Annotated in this window: 23 protein-coding genes; 16 read left to right on the forward strand and 7 right to left on the reverse strand. The window is 42.2% G+C overall.

The genetic code is table 11. The features are described 5' to 3' along the window. Positions 1-9: 9 nt before the first annotated feature. Positions 10-1,842, forward strand: coding sequence for a beta strand repeat-containing protein (locus tag JOC54_RS23305; protein ID WP_437183596.1), 1,833 nt, complete (start codon positions 10-12; stop codon positions 1,840-1,842). A gap of 44 nt (positions 1,843-1,886) precedes the next feature. Here JOC54_RS23305 and JOC54_RS22165 read toward each other — a convergent pair whose 3' ends face one another. The 3 genes from JOC54_RS22165 to JOC54_RS22175 are packed head-to-tail and all read right to left on the reverse strand — an operon-like array spanning position 1,887 to position 3,890. Continuing rightward, complete coding sequence (locus JOC54_RS22165; RefSeq protein ID WP_054795107.1) at positions 1,887-2,639, reverse strand: hypothetical protein; 753 nt, start codon at positions 2,637-2,639, stop codon at positions 1,887-1,889. Next, positions 2,623-3,519: an ATP-binding cassette domain-containing protein gene (locus JOC54_RS22170; RefSeq protein WP_204469279.1), complete on the reverse strand. Its 897-nt coding sequence runs from the start codon at positions 3,517-3,519 to the stop codon at positions 2,623-2,625. The genes JOC54_RS22165 and JOC54_RS22170 overlap by 17 nt, the downstream gene beginning before the upstream one ends. Next, the gene (locus JOC54_RS22175) at positions 3,519-3,890 is read right to left on the reverse strand and encodes a GntR family transcriptional regulator (protein ID WP_204469281.1); all 372 of its coding nucleotides are present in this window, start codon (positions 3,888-3,890) and stop codon (positions 3,519-3,521) included. Before JOC54_RS22175 ends, JOC54_RS22170 begins: the two co-directional genes overlap by 1 nt. A 253-nt stretch (positions 3,891-4,143) precedes the next feature. On the opposite strand from JOC54_RS22175, the gene murQ reads away from it, so the two are divergent. The 10 genes from murQ (at position 4,144) to JOC54_RS22225 (ending at position 15,188) form a co-directional block, all read left to right on the forward strand. Next, positions 4,144-5,052 (forward strand): N-acetylmuramic acid 6-phosphate etherase, encoded by a 909-nt coding sequence (gene murQ / locus JOC54_RS22180; protein WP_204469283.1) that lies wholly within the window; start codon positions 4,144-4,146, stop codon positions 5,050-5,052. Between the two features lie 70 nt (positions 5,053-5,122). Continuing rightward, positions 5,123-6,448, forward strand: a complete 1,326-nt coding sequence (locus JOC54_RS22185; RefSeq protein WP_204469285.1) for a sugar ABC transporter substrate-binding protein — start codon at positions 5,123-5,125, stop codon at positions 6,446-6,448. 123 nt (positions 6,449-6,571) lie between these two features. Beyond that, positions 6,572-7,498 (forward strand): carbohydrate ABC transporter permease, encoded by a 927-nt coding sequence (locus tag JOC54_RS22190; RefSeq protein ID WP_204469287.1) that lies wholly within the window; start codon positions 6,572-6,574, stop codon positions 7,496-7,498. A 17-nt stretch (positions 7,499-7,515) separates the two neighbouring features. Further along, complete coding sequence (locus JOC54_RS22195; RefSeq protein WP_054795110.1) at positions 7,516-8,475, forward strand: carbohydrate ABC transporter permease; 960 nt, start codon at positions 7,516-7,518, stop codon at positions 8,473-8,475. A gap of 111 nt (positions 8,476-8,586) precedes the next feature. After that, a complete protein-coding gene (locus JOC54_RS22200) occupies positions 8,587-9,765 on the forward strand; it encodes an anhydro-N-acetylmuramic acid kinase (protein ID WP_239586887.1) in 1,179 nt (392 codons plus the stop codon). Positions 9,766-9,843: 78 nt separating this feature from the next. Beyond that, positions 9,844-11,430 (forward strand): beta-N-acetylhexosaminidase, encoded by a 1,587-nt coding sequence (gene nagZ, locus JOC54_RS22205; RefSeq protein ID WP_204469290.1) that lies wholly within the window; start codon positions 9,844-9,846, stop codon positions 11,428-11,430. After that, positions 11,427-12,143, forward strand: a complete 717-nt coding sequence (locus JOC54_RS22210; RefSeq protein ID WP_204469292.1) for a PIG-L deacetylase family protein — start codon at positions 11,427-11,429, stop codon at positions 12,141-12,143. The genes nagZ and JOC54_RS22210 overlap by 4 nt, the downstream gene beginning before the upstream one ends. Positions 12,144-12,161: 18 nt before the next feature. After that, positions 12,162-13,331 (forward strand): exo-beta-N-acetylmuramidase NamZ family protein, encoded by a 1,170-nt coding sequence (locus JOC54_RS22215; protein ID WP_204469294.1) that lies wholly within the window; start codon positions 12,162-12,164, stop codon positions 13,329-13,331. Next, entirely contained in the window at positions 13,328-14,272 is a 945-nt protein-coding gene (locus tag JOC54_RS22220; RefSeq protein ID WP_204469296.1) for a GNAT family N-acetyltransferase, read from the forward strand. The genes JOC54_RS22215 and JOC54_RS22220 overlap by 4 nt, the downstream gene beginning before the upstream one ends. Before the next feature lie 67 nt (positions 14,273-14,339). Then, positions 14,340-15,188 carry a MurR/RpiR family transcriptional regulator gene (locus tag JOC54_RS22225; RefSeq protein ID WP_204469298.1) on the forward strand — a complete coding sequence of 283 codons (849 nt, stop codon included), beginning with the start codon at positions 14,340-14,342 and terminating at the stop codon, positions 15,186-15,188. A 54-nt stretch (positions 15,189-15,242) separates the two neighbouring features. On the opposite strand, the gene JOC54_RS22230 is transcribed toward JOC54_RS22225, so the two are convergent. Further along, entirely contained in the window at positions 15,243-15,932 is a 690-nt protein-coding gene (locus JOC54_RS22230) for an SRPBCC domain-containing protein (protein ID WP_035421012.1), read from the reverse strand. A gap of 1 nt (position 15,933) precedes the next feature. Then, positions 15,934-16,242, reverse strand: a complete 309-nt coding sequence (locus JOC54_RS22235; RefSeq protein ID WP_204469300.1) for an ArsR/SmtB family transcription factor — start codon at positions 16,240-16,242, stop codon at positions 15,934-15,936. A 331-nt stretch (positions 16,243-16,573) separates the two neighbouring features. Between JOC54_RS22235 and JOC54_RS22240 the strand changes: the two genes are divergently transcribed. Further along, the gene (locus JOC54_RS22240; protein WP_204469302.1) at positions 16,574-17,545 is read left to right on the forward strand and encodes an N-acetylglucosamine kinase; all 972 of its coding nucleotides are present in this window, start codon (positions 16,574-16,576) and stop codon (positions 17,543-17,545) included. A gap of 10 nt (positions 17,546-17,555) precedes the next feature. Here the strand turns inward: JOC54_RS22240 and JOC54_RS22245 are convergent, their stop codons facing one another. Next, the gene (locus tag JOC54_RS22245; protein ID WP_239586888.1) at positions 17,556-18,764 is read right to left on the reverse strand and encodes an iron-containing alcohol dehydrogenase; all 1,209 of its coding nucleotides are present in this window, start codon (positions 18,762-18,764) and stop codon (positions 17,556-17,558) included. A gap of 186 nt (positions 18,765-18,950) precedes the next feature. Between JOC54_RS22245 and JOC54_RS22250 the strand changes: the two genes are divergently transcribed. From JOC54_RS22250 to JOC54_RS22265, 4 genes are all read left to right on the forward strand, one after another. Further along, on the forward strand, positions 18,951-19,721 hold the full coding sequence (locus tag JOC54_RS22250; protein WP_204469304.1) for a class I SAM-dependent methyltransferase: 771 nt from the start codon (positions 18,951-18,953) through the stop codon (positions 19,719-19,721). Between the two features lie 127 nt (positions 19,722-19,848). Beyond that, positions 19,849-20,553, forward strand: a complete 705-nt coding sequence (locus JOC54_RS22255; RefSeq protein ID WP_239586889.1) for a DUF554 domain-containing protein — start codon at positions 19,849-19,851, stop codon at positions 20,551-20,553. Positions 20,554-20,678: 125 nt separating this feature from the next. Next, complete coding sequence (locus tag JOC54_RS22260; RefSeq protein WP_204469306.1) at positions 20,679-21,701, forward strand: YcjF family protein; 1,023 nt, start codon at positions 20,679-20,681, stop codon at positions 21,699-21,701. A 713-nt stretch (positions 21,702-22,414) separates the two neighbouring features. Further along, positions 22,415-23,104, forward strand: coding sequence for a 3D domain-containing protein (locus tag JOC54_RS22265; RefSeq protein WP_035421017.1), 690 nt, complete (start codon positions 22,415-22,417; stop codon positions 23,102-23,104). A gap of 135 nt (positions 23,105-23,239) precedes the next feature. Here JOC54_RS22265 and JOC54_RS22270 read toward each other — a convergent pair whose 3' ends face one another. After that, complete coding sequence (locus tag JOC54_RS22270) at positions 23,240-23,380, reverse strand: YpzI family protein (protein WP_081765754.1); 141 nt, start codon at positions 23,378-23,380, stop codon at positions 23,240-23,242. Positions 23,381-23,843: the final 463 nt, after the last annotated feature.

Consider the following 23,843-nt stretch of genomic DNA (forward strand, 5'->3'; position numbering starts at 1 on the left):
GCTACGGGCATTGGCTTTGAGGGCGTTGTTGCTTTTGATCCGGCTGTTGCTCCAACGTATCCGGTTGGGCAAGTTGTTACTTTCAACGGCAGCACCTACCTTGTGAATACCGCTCCACCAACAGGTACTCCGGGCACTTCTCCTGACTATACGCTTATTGCTGGCGCGGGCGCTACTGGTGCGACTGGCGCTGACGGAGGCACAGGCACCACTGGGCCTTCTGGACCTACAGGGGCTACGGGCATTGGCTTTGAGGGCGTTGTTGCTTTTGATCCGGCTGTTGCTCCAACGTATCCGGTTGGGCAAGTTGTTACTTTCAACGGCAGCACGTACCTTGTGAATACCGCTCCACCAACAGGTACTCCAGGCACTTCTCCTGACTATACGCTTATTGCTGGCGCGGGCGCTACTGGTGCCACTGGCGCTGACGGAGGCACTGGTGCTACTGGGCCTTCTGGACCTACGGGGGCTACGGGCATTGGCTTTGAGGGCGTTGTTGCTTTTGATCCGGCTGTTGCTCCAACGTATCCGGTTGGGGAAGTTGTTGCTTTCAACGGCAGCACGTACCTTGTGAATACCGCTCCACCAACAGGTACTCCAGGCACTTCTCCTGACTATACGCTTATTGCTGGCGCAGGGGCTACGGGCGCTACTGGCGCTGACGGGGGCACTGGTGCTACTGGGCCTTCTGGACCTACGGGGGCTACGGGCATTGGCTTTGAGGGTGTTGTTGCTTTTGATCCGGCTGTTGCTCCAACGTATCCGGTTGGGCAAGTTGTTACTTTCAACGGCAGCACGTACCTTGTGAATACCGCTCCACCAACAGGTACTCCAGGCACTTCTCCTGACTATACGCTTATTGCTGGTGCGGGCGCTACTGGTGCGACTGGACCTACTGGACCTACGGGGGCTGGTGCGACTGGTACTCCAGGAGTTACTGGACCAACAGGACCAGCTGGTACTACTGGTCCAACAGGCATTAGCGTAACTGGTGCAACCGGACTTCCAGGTGTTACTGGGGCCACTGGGCTTCCAGGTATTACTGGAGCAACCGGTGTAGGCGTTACCGGGGCTACTGGTATTGGGGTGACTGGTGCGACTGGATTACCAGGTGTTACTGGGGCCACGGGCATTGGTATTACTGGTGCGACAGGTATTAGCGTAACCGGTGCAACCGGACTTCCAGGTGTTACAGGAGCCACTGGGCTTCCAGGCATTACTGGAGCAACGGGTATCGGTATTACCGGGGCTACTGGTATTGGGGTGACTGGTGCGACTGGATTACCAGGTGTTACTGGCGCTACTGGCATCAGTATTACAGGCCCAACTGGTATTGGTGTAACCGGCGCAACCGGACTTCCAGGTATCACTGGAGCTACTGGGGCCACCGGAGCTTCTCCACTGCAACCATTCTTTAACAGTAATATTCAGCCACAAACAATTGCACCGGGAGCTGCTGTTACGCAGTTAACACCTAGTCAATACGCAGGTATCACGTATACCGCTGCGACTGGTACGTTCACCATTTTGACACCTGGCTTGTATTATATCGGCGTCACGCTTAACAAAGCCACAGGAACAACGACAGGCTCCGTATTTGCTTTAACTGTTAACGGAGGTGCCATTCCTGCTGCACCAGCAGCATCGGCAGGAACCGCTGGTCAATCTAATGTCATTCGCGTCCAAAACTACGCAGCAGGTGACACAATTACAATTAACAATTTTTCTACTTTTGCTGTAACATTAGCTAACGCACCAAACGAAGCAAACAGTGCTGGGCACGTTTCAATTTACCGTTTTGCCGCAGGATTCTCCGGAACATTGATTACAACAACAACGTAACACGAAAAAGAGGAGCAGCTGCTCCTCTTTTTAACTTGTGTTCATTAATAAAATCGTATGGTTGTTTTTGAAACATGCTTCCAAATAACAGCTGCTACTAGCACACCCATAAGAATCGTGCTTAATAGAGACAAAACTACGTTCCCGGTCGCAGTAATGACCGTAGCCCCCCAAATCCAATGCAGTCCACCTAATAATAGCAAGCCCATTACTACATAGATAAAGCCTTTAATCCAGCCGAAACGATAGTAACCCACTCCGACGAACCAACCGACTAAATAATACATAAGCGAGAGGAAGATAAAAACAAAGAGCGATACCACAAAGGAATCATCGAAATCAATACCTGCTAGATTCCCTAACCCTGTTAAATCAATGTGGACATGCCCATTTTCACTCTGAATTAACGTACTAGCCATTGTTCCTTGAACCTCCGGGAACCAACTTATTGTACGAGCTAGTACTAATTGTAATAACGTGACGAGGAGAGCGATGAAAGCAACCACTACTGAAACCATTACTGAAGCTATCAAGGTGCTTTTGAAATAAGCTTTTCTCGTTTGACCTAGATGTGCATATTGCGTGAGGAAACGGTAGGGTGAAAAGAGACCGATAATTAACATATAAGTTCCAAATGGTGCAAAGGTGAAAGCTAGAAAACTACCAAGCCCCTCGACCCCTTCTATAAAGTAAACACTTACTCCTATTAAAACTATATAAAAAAATAAAACCCAAGCAAGAAACCAAAACGTCCAACGCATCTGCTCTCTGAAAATGACTTTAGTTAACAGACTCATCATCTTCCTCCTTTGTCATGTAAATAAATAGATCCTGCAATGAAATTCGCCCTACTTCTAGGCCGGCTTTAACTGCTTCAGAACGAGTTTCCTCACCTAACTCACCATAAACAGCGACAGATTTTGTTTGCCCGAGCATCTGCACATTTAATAATTCAAAGCGCTGCGAGAAATAATCCACGGTCTCAGAATTACCCGTTAATTTGAAACCCTTCTCTACTAAACGTTCATAGGTTTCATCAATTAGTAATTGACCTTGGTCCAACACCAAGATGTGTTCAAATAAGTGTTCCATTTCCGAAACAAGATGAGTCGATAAAATAATCGTTCTTGGATGAGTTGCGTGATCTTCCAACAATTCCTGATAAAATGTATTTCGCGTTGGTGCATCCATCCCTAAATACACTTCATCAAAGATTGTCACTGGCAGCCTACTCGCTAATCCTATAACTGCCCATACCGTTGACTGCATACCTTTTGACAATTGATTTAGCCGCTTATTTACAGGTAGCTTAAATTTTTTGATGAGAGATTCGGCATACACCTTGTCAAAATTCGGGCGAAAAGCATCTGTTTGTTTGATTAACTCTGTTATTTTTTGGGCATTCATCGATTCATGCATCTCACTTACTTGATAATAAAACCCAATTGATTCCATCGCTTTTGCTTGTTCAAATAATGGTTGACCCTCATAACTCACAAATCCTTCAGTCTCTTTTCTCAAACCAGCTAAAATGGATAACAAGCTTGTTTTTCCTGCACCATTCCTGCCAAGTACACCGTATATCTTCCCTTCTTCAAGTGAAAATGAAATGTCTTTCAATACGGCAACCTTTCCAATAGTTAACCTTAATTGAGAAACACTCAATTTATTTTTCATTACATATTCCTCCTTGCTTGCTTAATTAAGGTGATTAATTCTTCTTCCGACAGGCCGATCTTGTCAGCTTCTTCAACAATCTTCATGACATACAAGTCCATAAAATCTTCTTTCCTCTGCTTCATCAATGTTTCTTTCGCCCCCTCAGCAACGAACATGCCTACCCCTCTTTGTTTGTATAAAATACCTGCATCGACAAGCTGATTTACGCCTTTTGCGACGGTTACATGATTAATTTTATAGAACTGAACAAGTTGATTTGTCGATGGCGCTTGATCGCCTTCGTTTAACTGACCTTTAACAATTTGGTCTTCAATTAATTCCTTAATCTGAACAAATAACGGTTTCCCATCATCTTTTAACTGTGACATAGGCACCTCCCACTAAACGTAATACGGTTATATAGTTATATATATTACCTTATAACCATTTTTGAAACATGTCAAGTGACTTATTTTTACTTAGTGAAGACACACTTATCTAACCTTTTAGCTGAAAATCGACAATTATTTTCAATAAATTAAAAATAATTGTCGACAAATAATTGAAATAATGTTTCAATAAATATATATTAATTTAAAATATTATTTCAGATTCATATATCTATGGAAAATTGGTGATCAAATGGAACTCGACTTATCCATACTTGCAACTGAGAAACAAAACAAACAAACGGAAAACATTGATCAACTATCAACAAGAGACATTTTAACCGTGATGAACCAAGAAGATCAGCTTGTCGCTCACGCTGTCAAAGCTTATTTACCAGAAATTGAAGTTGCTACTGAGATCATCTATCACTCTTTACAGCAAGGTGGACGTCTCTTTTATATAGGCGCTGGGACAAGTGGACGACTTGGTGTCATTGACGCATCTGAGTGTCCGCCAACATTTCGCACTGACCCTAGTCTTGTTCGTGGAATCATGGCTGGAGGCAATCAAGCGATTACAACTGCTGTAGAAGGAGTTGAGGATGACAAGGACGCCGGAGTAACCGACCTGAAGCAAGCTCAATTCACAGAACAGGATGTTCTCGTCGGAATTGCAGCAAGCGGACGAACTCCCTACGTCATCGGAGCACTTACGTATGCTCGCTCAATTGGCGCTCAGACAATCGCTTTAGCAGCAAACCCCCATTCAGAAATCGGCGTTATTGCCAATTGTAAAATTGAAGTAGAGGTTGGCCCAGAAGTCCTTACCGGTTCAACACGATTAAAAGCAGCCACTGCACATAAGATGATTCTCAACATGCTATCAACTGCCGCAATGATAAAACTAGGGAAAGTTTACGGAAATTTGATGGTTGATGTGAAAGCAAGCAATCATAAATTAAAACAGAGAGCAATAACGATTGTCATGCAAATAACAAATGTTTCGCTAGAACATGCTGAAGCCACTCTCCAAAAAGCAGATTACAACGTTAAGGTTGCAATCGTTATGATTGAGGGCAATGTAACACTTGAACAAGCCGTTGACTTATTAAACCAGGCAAAGGGCTTTGTCAGACAAGCAATTAAGCTTGTAAAAAGGTAAGGTAGTTTTCTTAATGACCAACTGGCTATTAAGATTGATATAGCAACCATTTAATAAGGGGGATGTTTTCATGAAAAAAATGAACAAATGGATGTACGCGGGCACCCTAACATTTGGACTTGTTGCCTTAACCGCTTGTAATGGCGGAAGTGGTTCTTCCAGTTCGGGTGATATTGAAAACTGGGAGGACTGGGAAGGAACAATCACGCTCTGGGATGGTCCACGGTGGCGCGATGAAAATGAAAACCAGTACCATTGGATTGAAGAAAAAGTAGCTGAGTTTGAAGACAAGTACCCTGGCGTCGAAATTGATATTGTTCAACAACCTTGGGCAGAACTTGGTGACAGTTTAACTGTTGCGATTGCTGGGAGAACGTGGCCAGACATTGCGCCTATTGACATTAGTGGGGGAACCATTAGTTTAAATCACATTGAAGATGGGGTCATTGAGCAAACGGATGACGTTTTCACAGATGAAGAGTGGGATGATTTCTATCCAAATACACTTGAAGCTTATGAACATGATGGCAATCTATATGGCATCCCTACCTCAATCAGTGTACAAGCTATGTTATTAAACTTAGACCATTTCGAAGAAAAAGGCGTTGAACCCCCTGTAGACGGTAAGTGGACCTATGAAGAATTTGTTGAAAAAATGGAAGCGTTAACAGATGGAGATGTGTATGGTTTCTCAACGTACATCATGCCCGAATATTACGAAGCATGGCCTTTCCTTTATATGGATGGTGGCCTACCTTTAAATGAAGAGTTGACGGAGTATACGTTTGACTCTCCAGAAACCATTAGCGGACTGGAGAAGCTAATCGATTTAAAATTCGAGCACAACGTTGCGCCAGTTGAAATGGGCGGTGCAGATGTAGGGGGTACATTCCAAGCGTTTGCTGCGTTAGACCAGCGTACTGTAGCCGTACAACCTTGGGCAACATGGGCAATAAATTCCTTACAAACAGATGAATACGACATGAATTTTATGGTTGCTGAATACCCAACAGGCGACCTCGGTGAACCAGTAACATCAGGTGGAGTTGGTGGCTTCGTCATGTTCATGCAAGAAGACGAAGCAAAAAAAGAGATGGTTAGTGAACTCATGCGCCATATTACAAGTACTGAAGAACAGTTTGTTACGGCACAAAACTACGGTACCTTTCCTGCCCGCATCTCTACCGCGGATATGGATCCATTTGCCGACAACCCACAGATGGCGGCTGCACAGGAATTAAGCGAGCAAGTCATTCCTGTTCCACGCCATCCTGAGTGGGCTCGGATTGATGAGATTATTCAAGGTCATCTTCAACTTGCAGCAAATGGTGAAAAAACACCGCAACAGGCACTTGAAGATGCTCGACCTGAAGTCGAACGGATTATGGGTAATTAGCGCAACCATTCTATCGAAGCGGCATTGAGGACGATGTAATGAGAACATTCATTTCCAATCTAACCCTCTCTACATAAGAGAGGGCTTCGTTATTGTCTTTCATCAACTGAAAGGGGGAGCATGATGGAAACCAACCAAAATGTGAATCGAGCTAAACGGACCATTCACATCCGAAAAAAATCGCTCTGGCAAAAGATCAAGCAGAACAAAGCTGCCTATTTTTTTCTTTTACCTAAATTACTCTTTTTCACCGTATTTATGTTTGTCCCAATTATTTGGGCTTTTATTATTTCATTCCAAGACTGGGGCACATTTAATGTTGATTTCATTGGTTTAACAAATTATTTTGAAGTATTCCAAAGCCCCGCCTTCCGAGCAGCGTTAGTGAATACTCTTTTATATACCATTGTTACCGTACCTGCCTTTATCATCACAGCACTTGTGCTTGCAGCATTAATCCATCCGCTTGGCAAAGTGTCGCAAACGTTTTTTCGAGCAGCTTTTTATTTGCCAACCGTTACATCAATGGTAATCATTGCGATGGTTTGGCGCTGGATGTATAACTACCGTTTCGGCTTATTCAATTACGTAATTGAGTTCTTTGGCTTTGAATCGGTCAACTGGCTCGCGCAGACATCTACTGCCCTGCCCTCTTTAATGATCATGTCGATTCTAATTCCTCCTGGTTCTGGAATTATCATTTATTTAGCGGCAATGAACAATATTAATCCATCCCTATATGAAGCTGCTGACATTGATGGTGCAAGCCCCTTTCAAAAATGGTGGCGCATTACGTTGCCTCTATTGAAACCAACGACCTTGTATCTAATTATCATCAGTACAATTGGTTCCTTCCAAGTATTTACACAAATTATTATGATGACCGGAGGTGGCCCGGGCTACGCTACCGAAACCGTTGTTCACGTTATCTACAAAACGGCTTTCCGCGACTTTAATTTCGGACTAGCTTCAGCTCAATCGGTCATTCTATTTCTCATTCTTATGGGATTTGCAATTGCTCAATTCAAAGCATTAAAAACGGATAAATAGAGAGAAGGTGCGTATTTATGTTAAGTAAGCTTAAGAAACCAATTACCTTATTTATACTAACTGCGGTCGCCATCATCTCTCTTTTACCGTTGTATTGGGTATTTTCAACCGCCCTGCAGCTTCCAAGCTACCAAAACGAAGAGATGGACCGCCCTGTATCTTATGTTGAATCATCCCCACCTAAGCTATATCCAGCCGGCATTCCCGAGTATTTTTCACAATGGAGTAAAAAGCGCGAAGCTGAACGGAATGATGATCCGGAACAAGCACAAATTCATGCAGAACTTATGACGGAAGTTAGAGAGAAAACGTTTGGTGCGTTCACTAAACTGTTTACAACGACCCCTGTCATGAATTGGCTGTTTAATAGTATGTACATTGCCATTGTAACAACACTATTAATCGTTTTAATTGATACGATGGCTGGGTATGTATTTGCTAAAAAGCAGTTTCCTGGGAAGTGGATCTTCTTTTGGGTCATCATCGCCACAATGATGATACCTGAGCAGGTTACCCTCGTCCCTACTTTTATCATCATACGCGATTTGGGACTAATCGATAATCACCTTGCCTTAATCTTACCGAGTTTAGCCGCAGCTTTTGGTGTATTTCTAATGCGTCAGTTTCTACTATCTGTGCCAGATGAGCTCATTGAGGCGGCTAAAATTGATGGAGCAAGTGAATTGCGGATTTTCTTTAAAATTGTCATTCCGCTTGCTATTCCGGCAATGGTCACTCTCGGAATTTTCACGTTTGTTCTTGTTTGGAATTCATTCCTCTGGCCAATCATCGTCATTAATGATGTGAATTTGATGACTTTGCCTGCTGGACTCAAAACATTGCAAGATGCCAACCTAGCCGACTTTAAGTTCTTAATGGCAGGGGCGACGGTTGCTGCCTTACCGATCATTGTGATCTTCCTAATGTTCCAGCGTTTCTTCCTAAAAGGGTTAACAATGGGTGGCGTGAAAGAATAAGAACCGTACTTCTGATGAAAAATTGGTCGTTCGCCACATATAGTGGCGATACGACTGCTTTTTATTAAGTGCAACGAAATTATATTTCAATTAAAAGGTGTGTGGACAATCATGACCATTTCTCTTCCCCTTACTAAACAATCTGTTCTTGCTGTTGGTTTAATGTCTGGTACTTCAATGGATGGGATTGATGCAGCACTTGTTCGTTTAACAGGCTCAGGCGAACAAACTGAGGTTGAATTAATTAAATATGAAACACTTTCTTTTTCTGAAGAATTTAAGCAACGAATCTTTGACTGTTGTCATCCCGATACGAGTAAAGTAGATGAAATCTGTCGATTAAATGTGGAGCTTGGTGAACGTTTCGCCGAAGCCGTCCATCATGTTGTCAATACAAGTGGCCTTCAGATAAAAGATCTTGACTTTGTTTCTTCACATGGTCAAACGCTTTATCATTTACCGAATGAATTGGCCACGCTACAAATAGGCGAACTTGCCGTCATCTCCCACAACACGCAGACACTCACGGTTGGCGATTTTAGACCGAGCGACCTTGCGGTGGGAGGTCAAGGCGCACCGCTTGTTCCTTTTGTTGATCAGCTATTATTTAGAAGTGCAGATACCGATCGTATTTTACTAAATATCGGTGGCATGGCGAATGTCACCGTTTTGCCAGCACGTAATAAGGGCTCGTCTGCAAGCGAAGAGATTCTCGCTTTTGATACGGGGCCTGGCAATGTCTTGATTGATGAAATGGTTCGAATTGGATCGAATGGAAAACAAACATTTGATCAAGATGGCAGGCTAGCCCTGAGTGGAACCGTTCATAAAGCATGGCTAGAGCAGCTACTTAAACGAGACCCTTTTGTTTCACTCCCTTACCCCAAAAGCACTGGTCGAGAATTCTACAATCGTCAGATGGCTGAAACCTTGTGGGAAGAAGGAATATTTTATTCCCTCTCATTTGCAGATGTCGTTGCCACCATTACTCAATTCACAGTCTCTACCGTTACAATGAATATTCACTCTCTTACCAATCAATTTGATATAGGAGAAGTATTTGTCGGCGGTGGCGGCGTTCACAACCAATTCCTAATGAAGCGCCTTCAGGTTGATTTAAACCGCCCTGTATTTTCAATGGAGAAGCTTAATGTATCTAGCGATGCGAAAGAAGCGATTGCTTTTGCAATACTGGGGAATGAATTTTTACGTCAGCAGCCAAACAATACCCCTTCTGCAACAGGAGCAAAAAAAGCGGTATCAATGGGAAAACTAGCGCTACCATTTTAAAAGATACAAGCTTTTGTTCTTGTCCTCACATTTTCAAAATAAACATGAAGTATTAACTGAACAAAAGGACGGTGTATTATGAGCAAGCCTAGTTTAGACGAGATGCTTGGACAATTACTAGTAGTTGGCTTCCCAGGAAAACGAGTCCCCGAAGAAATGGAAGCATTTATGAAAGAACACAAAATCGGGAACATCATCCTATTTGCTCGCAACATGGGGACACCAGAAGAAGTTCAGAAGCTGACCTCTTCCTTACAGCGGATCGCAAAGAAATCAGGGCAAGAGCTCCCTTTACTTATCTCTGTTGATCAAGAAAACGGCGTTGTCCGTAGATTAGGACAAGGAACGACTTTGCTTCCAGGGGCTATGGCACTTGCCGCCACGAATGATCCAGAAAATGCCTACCACATGCATCAACTTTCTGGAAGGGAGTTAGTTGCGCTCGGTATTAACTGGAACCTAGCTCCAGTTCTTGATGTGAATAATAACCCAGAAAATCCTGTAATCGGCGTCCGTTCTTTTGGAGAAGACCCCCATAAGGTCGCTTTATATGGAAAACAGGCGATGGCCGGTCTACAAAAGGCAGGAATGGTTACAACACTCAAGCATTTTCCAGGTCATGGTGACACAAATGTTGATTCTCACCTTGGTCTACCTCGAATCGATCATTCTCTTGAGCGCTTAAAAGAAGTCGAACTTTACCCATTTCAAGCATGTATCGATGCAGGTGCAGATACAATTATGTCAGCACATATTTATTTTCCAGCCTTAGAAGAAAAAGAAGGGGTCCCTGCCACTCTATCTAAAAAAATTCTGACCGATCTTTTGCGGAATGATATGGGCTTTGAAGGTGTTGTTACCACAGACTGCATGGAAATGGATGCAATAACAAAGACGATTGGTACTGAGAAAGGCTGTGTCGAGGCGATTAAGGCAGGTGTGGATCTTGTTATGGTTTCTCATTCAATCGTGAAACAAAAAGGAGCCCTAGAACAGTTAAAGCGCGCCGTTGAAGACGGCGAAATACCAATTACAAGAATAGAAGAAGCGTACCGACGTGTTCTTGCTGTTAAACAAAAGTACCTTCTGAATGTAAAAGAATATGCTTCAGTTCCAGCTTCTGTAGGTGGCCAAGTTCACCAAGATGAGGCGATGGCCGTTTATGAAAAAAGCGTCACGATCGAGCAAGGAGCTAACCTTATTCCCTTGTCAGCAAAAGGAAAACGTATCCTCGTCATTGAACCTCCTGAGGCAATAATGACCCGAGCAGAGGACAAACACTATGCTCATGCTGCCCTTGGCCTTGCTGTACAATCCATTGTCCCTCATTCAGACGTTAAGCAAATGCCCCTTTTTACTGAGCAACTCTCGGCGCTTTCGCATCAATACGATACGATTGTCATCGGGCTCTTATCAGCTTCACAGCAGAAAGAGCAACAGGAATTGCTACACCAGCTTGTCCGCTTTAACTTTGACGTTCATGTGGTTGCCATGAGAAGCCCTTATGATTACAACATTCTACCAGACGGCGTTGGTATTTATATCAATACGTATGAGTTTAGTTATCCTGCATTAGAGGTCGCTGCCAAAGCGTTGTTTGGAAAGCACCCTTTAACTGGCACTTCCCCTGTCACATTGATCAAATCAGAAAGAAACATCAAATGAAGACTACTAAAACTCAAATTCTCTTTGTAGGTGCTCACTGTGGCGATGTTGAACTAGCTGCAGGTGCAATTGCCCATAAATACGCAAAATCCGGGCATCAAGTCACTTTTCTCCACTTAACTGCTGGTGAAAAAGGAACCCCTCCTCACCTATCAGTTGATGAGTATCGCGCACAGAAGATCAAGGAATCAGAACAAGCAGCAACAATTCTAGGGGTTCAGACCATCACACTTAATTATAAAGATGCTGAGCTTAGCGTTGATGAAGCGACAATTAACGCCGTCGCGACCTTATTTCGCCAGCTGAAGCCTGACTTAGTTGTCACACATTGGACTAAAAGCATTCACCCAGACCACGCAGCCTGTCCTAAAATCGTTGAGGCCGCGTGGTTAAAGGCTGCCTTACCCGGCTTTGAATTAAACGGACTTCCCCCTCACGGACTAAAACAAATGTTGCACAGCGAGAACTGGGAAGATCCAGATTATGAACCAGATATTTATGTTGATGTAACTGCAGAATTTGATACGTACCTTCAAGCGATATCAGCCTATTGGTTTGTTCTACATTCAACTTCGTTCCGATACTACGATTATTATAAGGCGCTGGGAATAACGAGGGGCTGTTTAAATCGAACCGGCTACGCTCAAACCCTTAAATACCGAGTTGGCACGAATATTCATAAAGGCACAACCATTCCAGGATTTCCAGTTTAAAATGTGGAGGTTTTAGCTATGAAATTAGGAATCGATGTATTTATTGAAGGCGCATGTACAGCTGTGAAAGGAAAGAAGGTTGGTCTATTAACGAATGTAACTGGGGTTAACCATCGGTTAAAAACATCGATTGACTTACTTCATGAACACCAAGACATTGATCTAGTTGCGCTTTACGCACCAGAACATGGCATCCGCGGCGATGCTAAAGAAGGAGCTTCAATTGAATCATCAACTGATCCGCGTACAGGATTACCCGTTTTTAGTTTATATGGGGAGTCGAAAAGACCATCGGAAGCGATGCTCCAGTCTGTTGACGTTATTGTTTTTGATCTACAGGACATTGGTTCACGCTACTACACGTTTATCTACTCGATGGCTTATATGATGGAAGCCTGTAAGAAGTATGGTAAAGAGTTTATTGTCCTTGATCGACCAAATCCGATCGGTGGCTTGAAAATGGAAGGGAATTTGGTTGAAGAAGGCTGCCGCTCTTTTGTTGGTTTACTTCCTATACCAAATCGTCACGGCTTGACTGTCGGGGAATTAGCGATGCTTTTTAAAGATGAGTTTGGCTATGATTGTTCACTGACCGTTATTCCAATGGACGGTTGGCGTAGAGACATGTATTATGATCAGACTGGACTTGCTTGGGTCCCGCCGTCTCCAAATGCCCCGAGCTTGAGTATGGCGCTCCTTTATCCAGGCACTTGCTTAGTTGAAGGAACCAATCTATCAGAAGGGCGGGGAACAACCAAACCGTTTGAATACATTGGTGCTCCTTTTATTGATGGTTTTGCTTTGGCCGCTGCTTTCAACGGGTTAAAACTAAGTGGTATTTGTGCACGACCTACATCATTCGTCCCTACTTACCAGAAATACAAAGATGAACAATGCCACGGCGTACAGCTTCACATTACAAATCGAGATCACGTGAACGCTTTTCAATCAGGTCTCGCGTTAATTGCTTTAATTGCTAAGCTCTATCCGTCTGACTTTTCATTTGCCCAACATGCAAATGGACGTTACATGTTTGATCTATTAGCTGGAACAAAGCAATTACGGGCTTTGATTTACCAAGGTGAGAGTAGCACATTTATACAGCAGTCTGAAGAACAACTACGTACTTTTGAACAGCTGCGTAAACCTTACTTGATTTATGATTCGCCGAAAGGAGCCCATGTATGATTACGTATCGAACATATCAGGCGGGTGATGAATCTGCCCTGCTTCAGCTGTGGAATGAAACCATGCCTCTAGACCCGCTCTCACAGATGAGATACCGTCGCCTTGTTCTGCTTGACCCGAACTTCGACCCACAAGGTATGCAGCTCGCTTTTGATAGTGAACAACTAATTGGCTGCGTCTATGCTGTTAGGAGGCTTGTCCCCATGCTTGGGTCTGACCTTGAACAGGACAAGGGCTGGATTCCCTTCTTTTTTGTTGCTCCGAACATGCAGCGCAAAGGGATCGGGAGAGAGTTAATGGAACGAGCTCTTCAGTTTTTAAAAGAAACAAGCCGAAATACCGTTTTCTTTGCAGCCTATGCACCAAACTACATTTTGCCTGGTATTGATGAGCAGACGTACCCCAATGCCGTTCATTTTCTTAAGCAGTTAGGCTTTTCTAGCTTGTATTCACCAGTTGCAATGGACCTTCGATTACAAGAGTTCCACCCTTCTTCACAACTTGCTTCTTTGAAGAGAATAAGAGAAACGGAAGGCTATTCCTTTTCCTGTTGTCATAATGAGGACATCTATCCACTTATTCAATTTGCGACTGCTTATAATTCTGATTGGGGGCGAGCCATTCGAGAAGGATTTATGCAAGCAGTCTCACTTAGACAAGTTCTTATCGTCAAAAAGGAAAAGAAAATTGTCGGCTTCTGCTTATATGGTGGATATGAGGGTGTCCGTGAGCGCTTCGGTCCTTTTGGTGTCGATAATAGGGAGCAAGGTAAAGGTTTAGGTGCGGTTTTACTTCATGAATGCCTTCAGCAAATGAAGCAAGACAGTTTGCATGGAGCTTGGTTTTTATGGACAAGTGAAACAAGCGCTGCCGGTAAGCTCTACAAACGCTTCGGCTTTAAAATTACAAGACGTTTTCATGTGATGCAGACAAAAATTTAGTATACTGACAGTAATGAAAAACAAGAAAGAGTTGATTGAAATGGCTTTTATGACTGGGGGCTTGGTGATGCTAACTGAAATGCTTTCTACCCTTCCACCTTCAGAACGAAAAATTGCTGCTTATATGATTGACCAGCCTCAGGAAGTCATTTCGTTAACAGCAAGCGAAATCGGTAAGCGCAGCGGTACATCGAGCGCTGCTGTTATTCGATTATGTAAATCACTAAACTTAAAAGGATTGCCAGATTTGAAGATTCGTATTGCTGGAGACTTACAAAAAAATCCATATTCTGGTTTGCGTGATATTGAACCAAATGAATCGGCACAATCGATAATTGATAAAATGACGAACAACTCAATTCAAACCATTCGCGAAACGGCTGAATTATTAAGTACGGAAAACCTAGAAAAGGCAGTCGACAAGTTAAAAACAGCACGAAGAATTCACTTCTTCGGTATAGGTGCCTCAAGCATTATTGCCCAGGATGCCTTACAAAAGTTTTTAAGAATTGATAAGATCGCCTACGCTTTTTCAGATATACATATGGCATCTACACTCGTCTCAACGGGAAATGCAGAAGATGTTGCTGTAGGTATATCCTTTTCTGGGGAAACGAATGAAGTTCAGCAGTTCCTTCAAGTTGCTAAGGAGAAAGGACTAACGACGATTAGCTTAACGAAATACGGCCAATCGATCGTGACTGAACAAGCGGATATCCCCCTTTTCACATCTGCAACAAAAGAGCCGACATTTAGAAGCGGAGCGACTTCTTCTCGGATTGCACAGCTACAAGTTATTGATATTTTGTTTATGTGCGTTGCATCACTCCAGTACGAGAAAACCGTCAAGCATTTACATGAAACAAGAGAAGCAATTGAATTTCTTCGCCAACCTAATAAAGGCAAAGGAAAATAAGAGGAGAGACAGAACTAGCCATCCCTTGAATGATAGGGACAGCTACTCGCAGGTTTATTTTGTTAGCGTTGTACCAAATGGGATGGTTTTTAATGGAATGTCAAGGAAATGATTGCCTCTTCGAACTACAACTGTAAAGTGACTTCCAGCTTCTGCAAGGGTAATCGCACTTTCAAATTGATCATAGTCTTCAACCGCGTGACCGTTAAGCATTTGGAGATAGTCACCTTCAACAAATAAACCTTCTGCAGGAGTACCTGCAACCACATTGACAACCTTTACTCCTTGGGAGTCCGTGCAATTAATCGATCCGATCCAGCTTCTCCAAAAACCACTGCGCTCATCTCCGCTGTTTTCCATCACGCTTTTTAGGTTTTTCATAAACTGATACGTACCAAACAACATATTTTCCAATTCAGCTAATCCCGAATCCCCACTCCATTGACCGCTGTATTCGATTGTAACTAAACATCCATTATCTTCAGGCACAATCGTCCAAGTTGTGGTATCGCCATTTTCGTCAGCAGTGACAAGCTTCTCATGAAGAACAAAATGTTTAATTTCACCTCGATAGGTCACACCCCAACCATAATCAAGAAAGATCGTTCCACCTAAGCGTAAGTCAATCTCGCATTGCTTTGTTTCCCATTTATTGCGTTCTGCAGGAATGGTTAATGCGTGCCAGACGCTTGTTTTCGTCGCATTAATCCAAATTTTTTTGCTTGCTTGTGCTAAATGAATCATTTTAATACCCCTCTTCTAAATAAGATTTTAAGTCCACTAACTTTTGTTTCAATATTTGATTCAGCTCCTGCTCAACCTCTGCTTTTTTGTCTTTAAAGTTATCAAGATGTAATTTGTAATAACGGTACCGCCCCTCCTTTCGTTCATGAAGCAACTGTTCTTTAAGCAAGAGATCCAGATGCTTTTTAATAGCCGGCTGTGAAACATCAAACAAGGAAACAAGTTCTGCTTGTGTATATTCTCGTTGTGCAGTAAGTGCAAGAATCTTTCTCCTTGTCTCATCTGCTAGTACACGATAAAAATGTGTCAAATCATTCCCTCCAACATATAACCATATGGTTATACAAAAGAGTATATACGCTAAGGCAAACAAACGCAACTTATTTTCACTAAATTCAAAAATTAATAAGACTTGCCAGCATTCCCATTAGCTTTAAGCAGCAAATCAATAATCCTTTTTATCAACATATCTAAGATCTTCAGAGAATTATAAGTGCATGAAAACAAGAAACTCGTGTATAAAATCCTTTCTTTATGCCTTTAAATAAATTAAGAAACACTATAAATAATTTTGCAATAATATAGACAATCCGCTTTAGAACTCGCTAAGATAGAGACAAGAATTGTTGAGGTGAATACGTATGTACGTGATTGGAATTGATGGTGGCGGATCAAAAACGATTGCCGTCTTAGCAGATAAACACGGTACAGTCATTGCAAAAGAAACAGTAGGTCCAACGAACCCAAACAGCGTTGGGAAGGAAGAAGCTAGCATTCGTATGGCTGGTTTACTCTCCTCGATAAAAGGAAAGCATCCGTTGCAGTACAATCAGGTAGCAGCACTGTTTGCCGGTATTGCTGGTGCGAGTTCGCCAGTAAACAAAAAAAATTTAACAGAGGCTTTTCAACCAACACTCCCCAGAAACTGCCTGTTAACTGTGGACCATGATGCTGTGATCGCCCTCTATTCAGGTACATTCGGACACCCTGGAGCCGTCCATATCTCCGGGACCGGTTCCATATCATACGGTATTGATGATGAATGGAACAGGCATCGGGTAGGAGGATGGGGCTACTTGATTGGTGATGAAGGCAGTGGCTATTCAATTGGTAAGGCAGGACTTCACGCTGCTTTACAAGCGCATGATTCCATAACCACAGGGACTTCCCTTTTGGAGAAAATCAAGCAACACTTCCGAGTAGCACATCTCCCAGAAATCATCCCGCTTGTTTACACACAAGAAGCAAGACAAACCATTGCGCAATTAGCCAAAATTGTGATCGAAGCCGTAGATGAGAATGACCCTGTCGCGCATAAGATCATTCAAACCGAAGCAAACAAAATAAGCATACAGCTAGCAGCCTTAGTAAACCAAATGACAATCAACACGAATCGACTGCTTCCAGTCATCTTAACGGGTGGCGTCATGCAGCGAGCCGACTTATTCGAAGCAGCTATACGTTGTCATATGAAACAGCATGTAACAACACCCGTACAAGTTACAAAGGTAGCACTACCACCCGTTGCCGGGGCGGTAATTGGTGCTTTCAAACATGCTCACATTTCCTTTCATGAGAAATCATTTGCTGATCGATTCAACCAGAGCTTTTAAGAACATCCGCTTAATCCTCTACTAAAAGCTTGCGGTAAAACTTGCGGAAAGCGCGTTTGCTTAAAATTAGTGGAACGGGATAAAGCGGATTTGCTTCGCTATGAGCTCTTTTGGCCATTAAGCGAATATCGGCTTGTCTAATACTGGCTATCTTTGTTGGTATGTTCATATCCTCATTTAATTGCTCAATTTCCTTTATAAATAAGCGTGCGTTTTTCTTCACTTTGTTTCGAGGTTTACCAACACCTGCAGCCAAAGCTAATTCAGATAGTGCTGGATAAACTTTTTTTCCATATTTACGTAACATCTGCGGCAAGATTACCGCGTTTGCAAAGCCATGTGGAGTACCATACATACCGCCGAGCGTGTGGGCGATTGCATGAACATTGCCTACATACGCCCGGGTAAAAGCTAATCCTGCAAGATAAGAAGCACGCTGCATCTGCAACCGCGCGTCTACATCTGTTCCATCTTGATAGGCCTGCCTTATGTTCGTAAAAACAAGTGTCGTTGCCTCAAGGCTCCATCTTCTCGTCTCTTCAGTCGTGCTTAAACCAATATATGCTTCTACCGCATGAGTTAAGGCATCCATTCCCGTCTCCGCCGTAATTTTTGGAGGCACGCTGCAGGTTAAACTTGGATCAAGAATCGCGTAAGTAGGAATTAATGCTAAATCCATCATTACATTCTTTTCTTTCTTACTAGGATTGCTTATGACCGCTGCCAAGGTTGCTTCACTGCCTGTTCCTGACGTTGTCGGAATCGCAATAAGCGGCGGCAATGGCTTTCTGACTTTAAACATACCGCTCATTTTTGCAAGCGACTTGTTCGGACGAGCCACTCTCGCTCCGACAGCTTTTCCACAATCAATGACTGACCCTCCACCAAACGCAATAAGAGAAGAACAATTCTCTTGATGATAGAGGTGCAAGGCATCTTCAATATTTTCAACCGTCGGATTTGGGACCGTTTTGCTGAAAACAGTATAAGGATGCTGCCCTTCTTGCAAGATGTCTTGCATTAACTCGACTAACTTCAGTTCGACCATCGTATCGTCCGTTATAACTAGAGCCTTTCCCATCGTTCCACCATTCATTATTTCTTCCAATTGTTTTAAAGAACCTTTTCCTCCAAACGTTATAGGAACACGCCATTGTAAACGCTTCGTCATGGAACGTGCTGCTTTTTGGGCGGAGCGACAATACAGCAGATAAAACATTAAGAAACCACCTTTCACTCACTCTCGTTTTACTGGTATCTATTCGAGCAGCCCGATAACATTTCCTCTTCTAATAAAGCAATCCTTGATTCACAACACTTATCAATGTTGATTACAACGGCGTCTTATTCAATTAAGCAATAGTAGGATAGTATAAATGTAAAGACGTAAAAGGAGTGATAACGGATGGGAATTGATTTTCATAGTAAAGAAGTTGGAACAAGTTATGCGTCACGAGAGGCAGATGTTTCTTGGCGGCAACAGATAAAAAACATTATCGATATAAGAGACAAAACTATTATTGATATTGGTTGCGGTGGCGGAATTTATACAAAAGCTTTTGCAGAATTAGGTGCTTCTCACGTCATTGGAGTTGATTTCTCGAGAGAACAGCTTGCTAACGCAGCACAAACATGTGAATCATTTAAAAACATTTCGTTTCAATACGGGTCTGCTACTCAAACCGGATTGAGCGGTACCTATGACATCGTATTCGAGAAGGCGGTTATCCACCACACGAATGACATAACGTCTTTCTTTCAAGAAGCCTACTCCCTCTTAGAATCAGGCGGAACGTTTATTGTTCAGGATCGCACACCAGAAGACTGCCTCCTACCCGGTACAGAGACGCATGTAAGAGGCTATTTCTTCGAAGTGTTCCCAGCACTTGGCGAGAAGGAAAAGAATAGAAGGCATTCAAGCAATGTCGTTTTAGAAAAATTACATGCTGCCGGTTTTTCAAACGTCCAAACGCTTCAGCTGTGGGAAACAAGGAAACAGTATATTGATAAAAAAGCTCTCCTTGATGATCTGCGCAAGCGAACAGGCAGGAGCATTCTCTATGAACTGTCTGATGAACAACTTGATCAGCTCATTACAAAGATTGACCAACAGCTAGCTGCTAATAAAACCATCCTTGAAAAAGATCGTTGGACTATCTGGGTGGCCACTAAGTAACAAACGACCACTCTTCATTCTTGGCTTCCGATAGCCAGTCATTACTCTCCTCTTTCGACTCTGCCGTTAATTTGCTATAATGAATCGCTCTTTCTTTTTAATGAATGGATACGGAATGAGGATCATTATGCTAACAGGAACCATTGTCAATGCAGTAGCAATTGCTATTGCTTCATTAATCGGCGTACGCATTCGGAATGTACCTGAGGGTATGAGTAAATTAGTGATGCAAGCTCTGTCCCTAGCGATTATTATCATTGGGATACAGATGGCTATCACAGGAAATCAATTTTTAATTATCATTGCGGGTCTTACGATCGGAGCACTGATTGGCGAATGGCTTCGTATCGACGACCGCTTAAATCATCTCGGTAGCTGGTTAGGAACGAAGCTTGGGAAGAATAGTCAAGGAAACGTTGCTCAGGCCTTTGTTAGTTCAACTCTTATTTTTGCAGCAGGGGCGCTGGCAATTCTTGGACCACTTGAAAGTGCACTGCGCGGTGATCACAGTCTACTATTTACAAAGGCTTCTATTGATGGGTTTTCTGCGCTTATCATTTCTTCAACGTTAGGAATCGGTGTTTTTTTCGCAGCTATTCCTGTTTTTTTATACCAAGCAACCATTACATTGCTTGCTAATCAAATCGATGCTCATGTATCACCTGAATTAATGGATTTAATTATCGCAGAATTAACATCCATTGGTGGCATATTAATCTTAGCAATTGGTTTAAACTTATTAAATATCACTCAAATTAAGATTGCTAATTTGCTGCCAAGTCTTGTCATTGTCATTCTTCTTGTGATTGGATTTCAGAATTTCCTCATTTAATGAAGCTTTTTTTGCCTCTTAAACCGTCTTTCAACGAAGGCGGTTTTTTTATTTAGTTAATTTCACTCAGCCAATCTGTTTACACATAATCAAAAAGGTGAATATAAAGAAGTGAGGTGAACAATATGAACGATTCATCAAAACATCTACAAACATTCAATCAACATTTTTCTCGAATTTACGAAGAACAAGTTGAGCATATTGATGCTCAATTAGATAAAGAAATTCGCTTTGCCTTAGTTGGCGATGTGAATACAGGCAAATCCTCGACAATCAACCAGCTTATGGGGGCAGAAGTGGCGCAAGTTGGGGCCAAACCAGGTGAAACAAGTTCAGTCCTAACATACGCGTTCAAAAAAAACATTACCTTTGTTGATACACCTGGTCTAGATGACATCATTCAAGACCATTCTCAAGAAACACTCGATTATTATAAACAAGCAGATGTCCTGCTCTTCTTTTTAAATGCCGCTGGTACCGTTTTTTCTGAAGGCGAACGCATCCTTTTTAGAAAGATGGAGAGTGTTAATAAAGATATTATTCTTGTGCTGAATAAGATTGATGCAGCTGATGATATTGATCAGCTTGTCACCTATGTGAAAGAGCATACCGGGGATGCTTATCCTATTATCCCGATTTCTTCTAGAAGTGGAGCTAACATTGATCAATTACGGTTCGCCATCCTCGATATTCTAGAAAAAAAACAAAAGGACATTCAACTTGCAAAGGAGATTGAAGGGAAGAAAGCAAAATCAAGCATTGCCAACCGCTGGATTATTGGTGCCTCGACTGCTGCAGCAGGAGTTGGAGCAACGCCCATTCCCGGTGCCGACATTATCCCTATTACATCGATTCAAGTCGGGCTCATGCTGAAGCTTGCTTCCCTGTACGATCAGCCAATGACGAAGAAAAAAGCCAAGAATCTTGTTGTAACCACATTAGTAAGCAATTTCGGGCAAACCATCTATCGCCAAGTTACGAAATTCTTTCCTGGTGCCTCTTTTATAGCAGGGACAACGATAGCTGGCACCATTACGGCTGCGTTTGGCTATTCCATTAAATATGCGTTTGAAAATAACATTGATCTATCCGGTGAGCATCTAACTGAATTAATTAAAGACTATCTTGCCAATTGGAAAAAGAAGTAGAAAGTGACTGGAATATAAATGTATTAATAGAGTGAAGACGAACAGGATTGTTCGTCTTTTTTGTATTTTCACAGAATTAAGCGTAAGCCTTACGTGGCAATAGCACGTGTCTAAAGACTTTGGAGCGACTGTTTTAGCGGAAGAGGCTGAAATCGGTTCTGCAAAGACTGATTGTCTCCTATTTCGGGTTTGTATTTCTTATTTGTGAGTTAACTAGACTTCATGTTTGTCTCTAATTTTTTTTTACAATCACCCTGGTTTTAATAAATTAAAATAGCGAAATAGAGCTTCTTCAGAAAACGTCGAAATCAGTCGTAAAAGCGCATAGCATCAACGTTTTATAGATATTTAAATTATCATACATAAGGCATTTTTCTTTTAAATCATTATTCTAAGAACCTTTTTTTCTGTAATCTATTTGTAATGATTAAATCTAGCAATTAAATTGTCAATCACTTGATACAGAAGGATTCCACACCTTTTTCATTTTGCAATAGGACTTTTTTAGTAATTACAGTCTAGTTACAAATAAGTTACTTAATGAAAAAGTGGTTGATTCGTAAATTACCTTTCTGTATAGTGAGGACTTGCGAGAGACATTCCGCATAGAAATGGAAAAGCGTTGCTAGCATCACTAACGTTGCAACTCAGATAAACACGTATGGCATTCCATTTTTCGGGATGAAAACTAGTTTATAAGGAGAGTATTAAATATGAAAAAAGTAATTGCATCACTTGCAGTTTTAAGCTCAGTTCTAATTGCTACGCCGGCCTTTGCATATGAAGTAAAAAGCGGTGATACATTAAGCGAGATTGCTAAAGATAATGATACAAGCGTACAAAACATCCTTGATCTAAATTCAGACATAACGAATAAAAACTTAATTTTTGTTGGTCAACATCTGAATCTTGATGGCGAAGGTAACGAAGCACAAGTGAAAGGTGAAATTCAAACAAATCCAGAGACAACAGAGTCTAATGAATCTAGCAACTCTAGTGAATCTCAGTCTAGTTCTAGTGAGTCAACTCAATCTTCATCTAGCGAATCTTCTAGTTCGAACGAGTCAACTCAGTCTAGCTCAAATGAATCTTCTAACTCTGACCAAGGTGACGCAACTACCATGAACGTTGAAGCAACTGCATATACTGCGTTTTGTGAAGGTTGCTCTGGCGTAACCTATACAGGTATTGATTTAAGAGCAAATCCTGATCAAAAAGTTATTGCTGTCGATCCAAGTGTCATCCCACTCGGTAGCAAGGTATATGTTGAAGGATACGGAGAAGCAATTGCTGGAGATATCGGCGGAGCAATCAAAGGAAACAAGATTGACCTCTTTATGCCAAACCATGACGATGCCATCCAGTTTGGTCGCCAAAATGTAACCATCCACGTTTACGAATAAACGGTAAAGCCATTATGCTAAGCATAATGGCTTTTTTGATGATAACTAATTTAAAAATCCGCTGCATAACCAAGAGTCACATTTAAGAATTCCGAAAAAAATATGGCCCTTCTACGGCAGATGGCCACATTTCCTTTATTTATGCCCGTCATTAAGCTTTCTTGCTTCTTCCGGACCAGACATCTTCGTTGACCCTTTGTAGCGCAAGTTTACATCTCGGTCGGACTCCACTCGTCCGCTTTCACGCAACTTCTTTTCTTGACGATCTTTCCCCATGTTATTCCACCTCCTTTCTCCCGATAAAAGAAATAAAACCACTACTTCTCAAAAGTTATTCTTACTTTTTCCAACCTTGTTCAAATTATACAAATAAAAAAGAGACCATAACGCCTTTACTTACCTGCCGAACAACTGCAGTTTTCTTCATTACCAAAAGAACAGCTTCAAACAGAGCCAGGTAAGTATCCAATTGATGTTTTAGATGAATTACATACAGCAGTTTGAAACTTCTTCCTTCATGCAACAAAGCGGTACAGAATTATTCGCTCAACCCAGGGACCATGTTGTTGACAGCCAGCATTCCCTGCAGACAGTACCTAAACAGGAAAAGGATATGCAAAAGAAGCAATGCTAAGCATTGCTTCTCAGGCTGTTGAGAAAGTAATTTCTCAACAGCTTTTTCTTATTTATAGACACCTAAACAAAAATACTCTTGTTATAATGGAAAAAAGAACGGAAA

Source organism: Shouchella xiaoxiensis, from assembly GCF_016907895.1.
GTDB lineage: Bacteria > Bacillota > Bacilli > Bacillales > Bacillaceae_D > Shouchella > Shouchella xiaoxiensis.

Coding starts and splice junctions, on each gene's coding strand:
- JOC54_RS22165 (WP_054795107.1), bottom strand. CDS start 2,639: ATGAGTCTGTTAACTAAAGTCATTTTCAGAGAGCAGATGCGTTGGACG.
- JOC54_RS22170 (WP_204469279.1), bottom strand. CDS start 3,519: ATGAAAAATAAATTGAGTGTTTCTCAATTAAGGTTAACTATTGGAAAG.
- JOC54_RS22175 (WP_204469281.1), bottom strand. CDS start 3,890: ATGTCACAGTTAAAAGATGATGGGAAACCGTTATTTGTTCAGATTAAG.
- murQ (WP_204469283.1), top strand. CDS start 4,144: ATGGAACTCGACTTATCCATACTTGCAACTGAGAAACAAAACAAACAA.
- JOC54_RS22185 (WP_204469285.1), top strand. CDS start 5,123: ATGAAAAAAATGAACAAATGGATGTACGCGGGCACCCTAACATTTGGA.
- JOC54_RS22190 (WP_204469287.1), top strand. CDS start 6,572: ATGGAAACCAACCAAAATGTGAATCGAGCTAAACGGACCATTCACATC.
- JOC54_RS22195 (WP_054795110.1), top strand. CDS start 7,516: ATGTTAAGTAAGCTTAAGAAACCAATTACCTTATTTATACTAACTGCG.
- JOC54_RS22200 (WP_239586887.1), top strand. CDS start 8,587: ATGACCATTTCTCTTCCCCTTACTAAACAATCTGTTCTTGCTGTTGGT.
- nagZ (WP_204469290.1), top strand. CDS start 9,844: ATGAGCAAGCCTAGTTTAGACGAGATGCTTGGACAATTACTAGTAGTT.
- JOC54_RS22210 (WP_204469292.1), top strand. CDS start 11,427: ATGAAGACTACTAAAACTCAAATTCTCTTTGTAGGTGCTCACTGTGGC.
- JOC54_RS22215 (WP_204469294.1), top strand. CDS start 12,162: ATGAAATTAGGAATCGATGTATTTATTGAAGGCGCATGTACAGCTGTG.
- JOC54_RS22220 (WP_204469296.1), top strand. CDS start 13,328: ATGATTACGTATCGAACATATCAGGCGGGTGATGAATCTGCCCTGCTT.
- JOC54_RS22225 (WP_204469298.1), top strand. CDS start 14,340: ATGCTAACTGAAATGCTTTCTACCCTTCCACCTTCAGAACGAAAAATT.
- JOC54_RS22230 (WP_035421012.1), bottom strand. CDS start 15,932: ATGATTCATTTAGCACAAGCAAGCAAAAAAATTTGGATTAATGCGACG.
- JOC54_RS22240 (WP_204469302.1), top strand. CDS start 16,574: ATGTACGTGATTGGAATTGATGGTGGCGGATCAAAAACGATTGCCGTC.
- JOC54_RS22245 (WP_239586888.1), bottom strand. CDS start 18,764: ATGTTTTATCTGCTGTATTGTCGCTCCGCCCAAAAAGCAGCACGTTCC.
- JOC54_RS22250 (WP_204469304.1), top strand. CDS start 18,951: ATGGGAATTGATTTTCATAGTAAAGAAGTTGGAACAAGTTATGCGTCA.
- JOC54_RS22255 (WP_239586889.1), top strand. CDS start 19,849: ATGCTAACAGGAACCATTGTCAATGCAGTAGCAATTGCTATTGCTTCA.
- JOC54_RS22260 (WP_204469306.1), top strand. CDS start 20,679: ATGAACGATTCATCAAAACATCTACAAACATTCAATCAACATTTTTCT.
- JOC54_RS22265 (WP_035421017.1), top strand. CDS start 22,415: ATGAAAAAAGTAATTGCATCACTTGCAGTTTTAAGCTCAGTTCTAATT.
- JOC54_RS22270 (WP_081765754.1), bottom strand. CDS start 23,380: ATGGGGAAAGATCGTCAAGAAAAGAAGTTGCGTGAAAGCGGACGAGTG.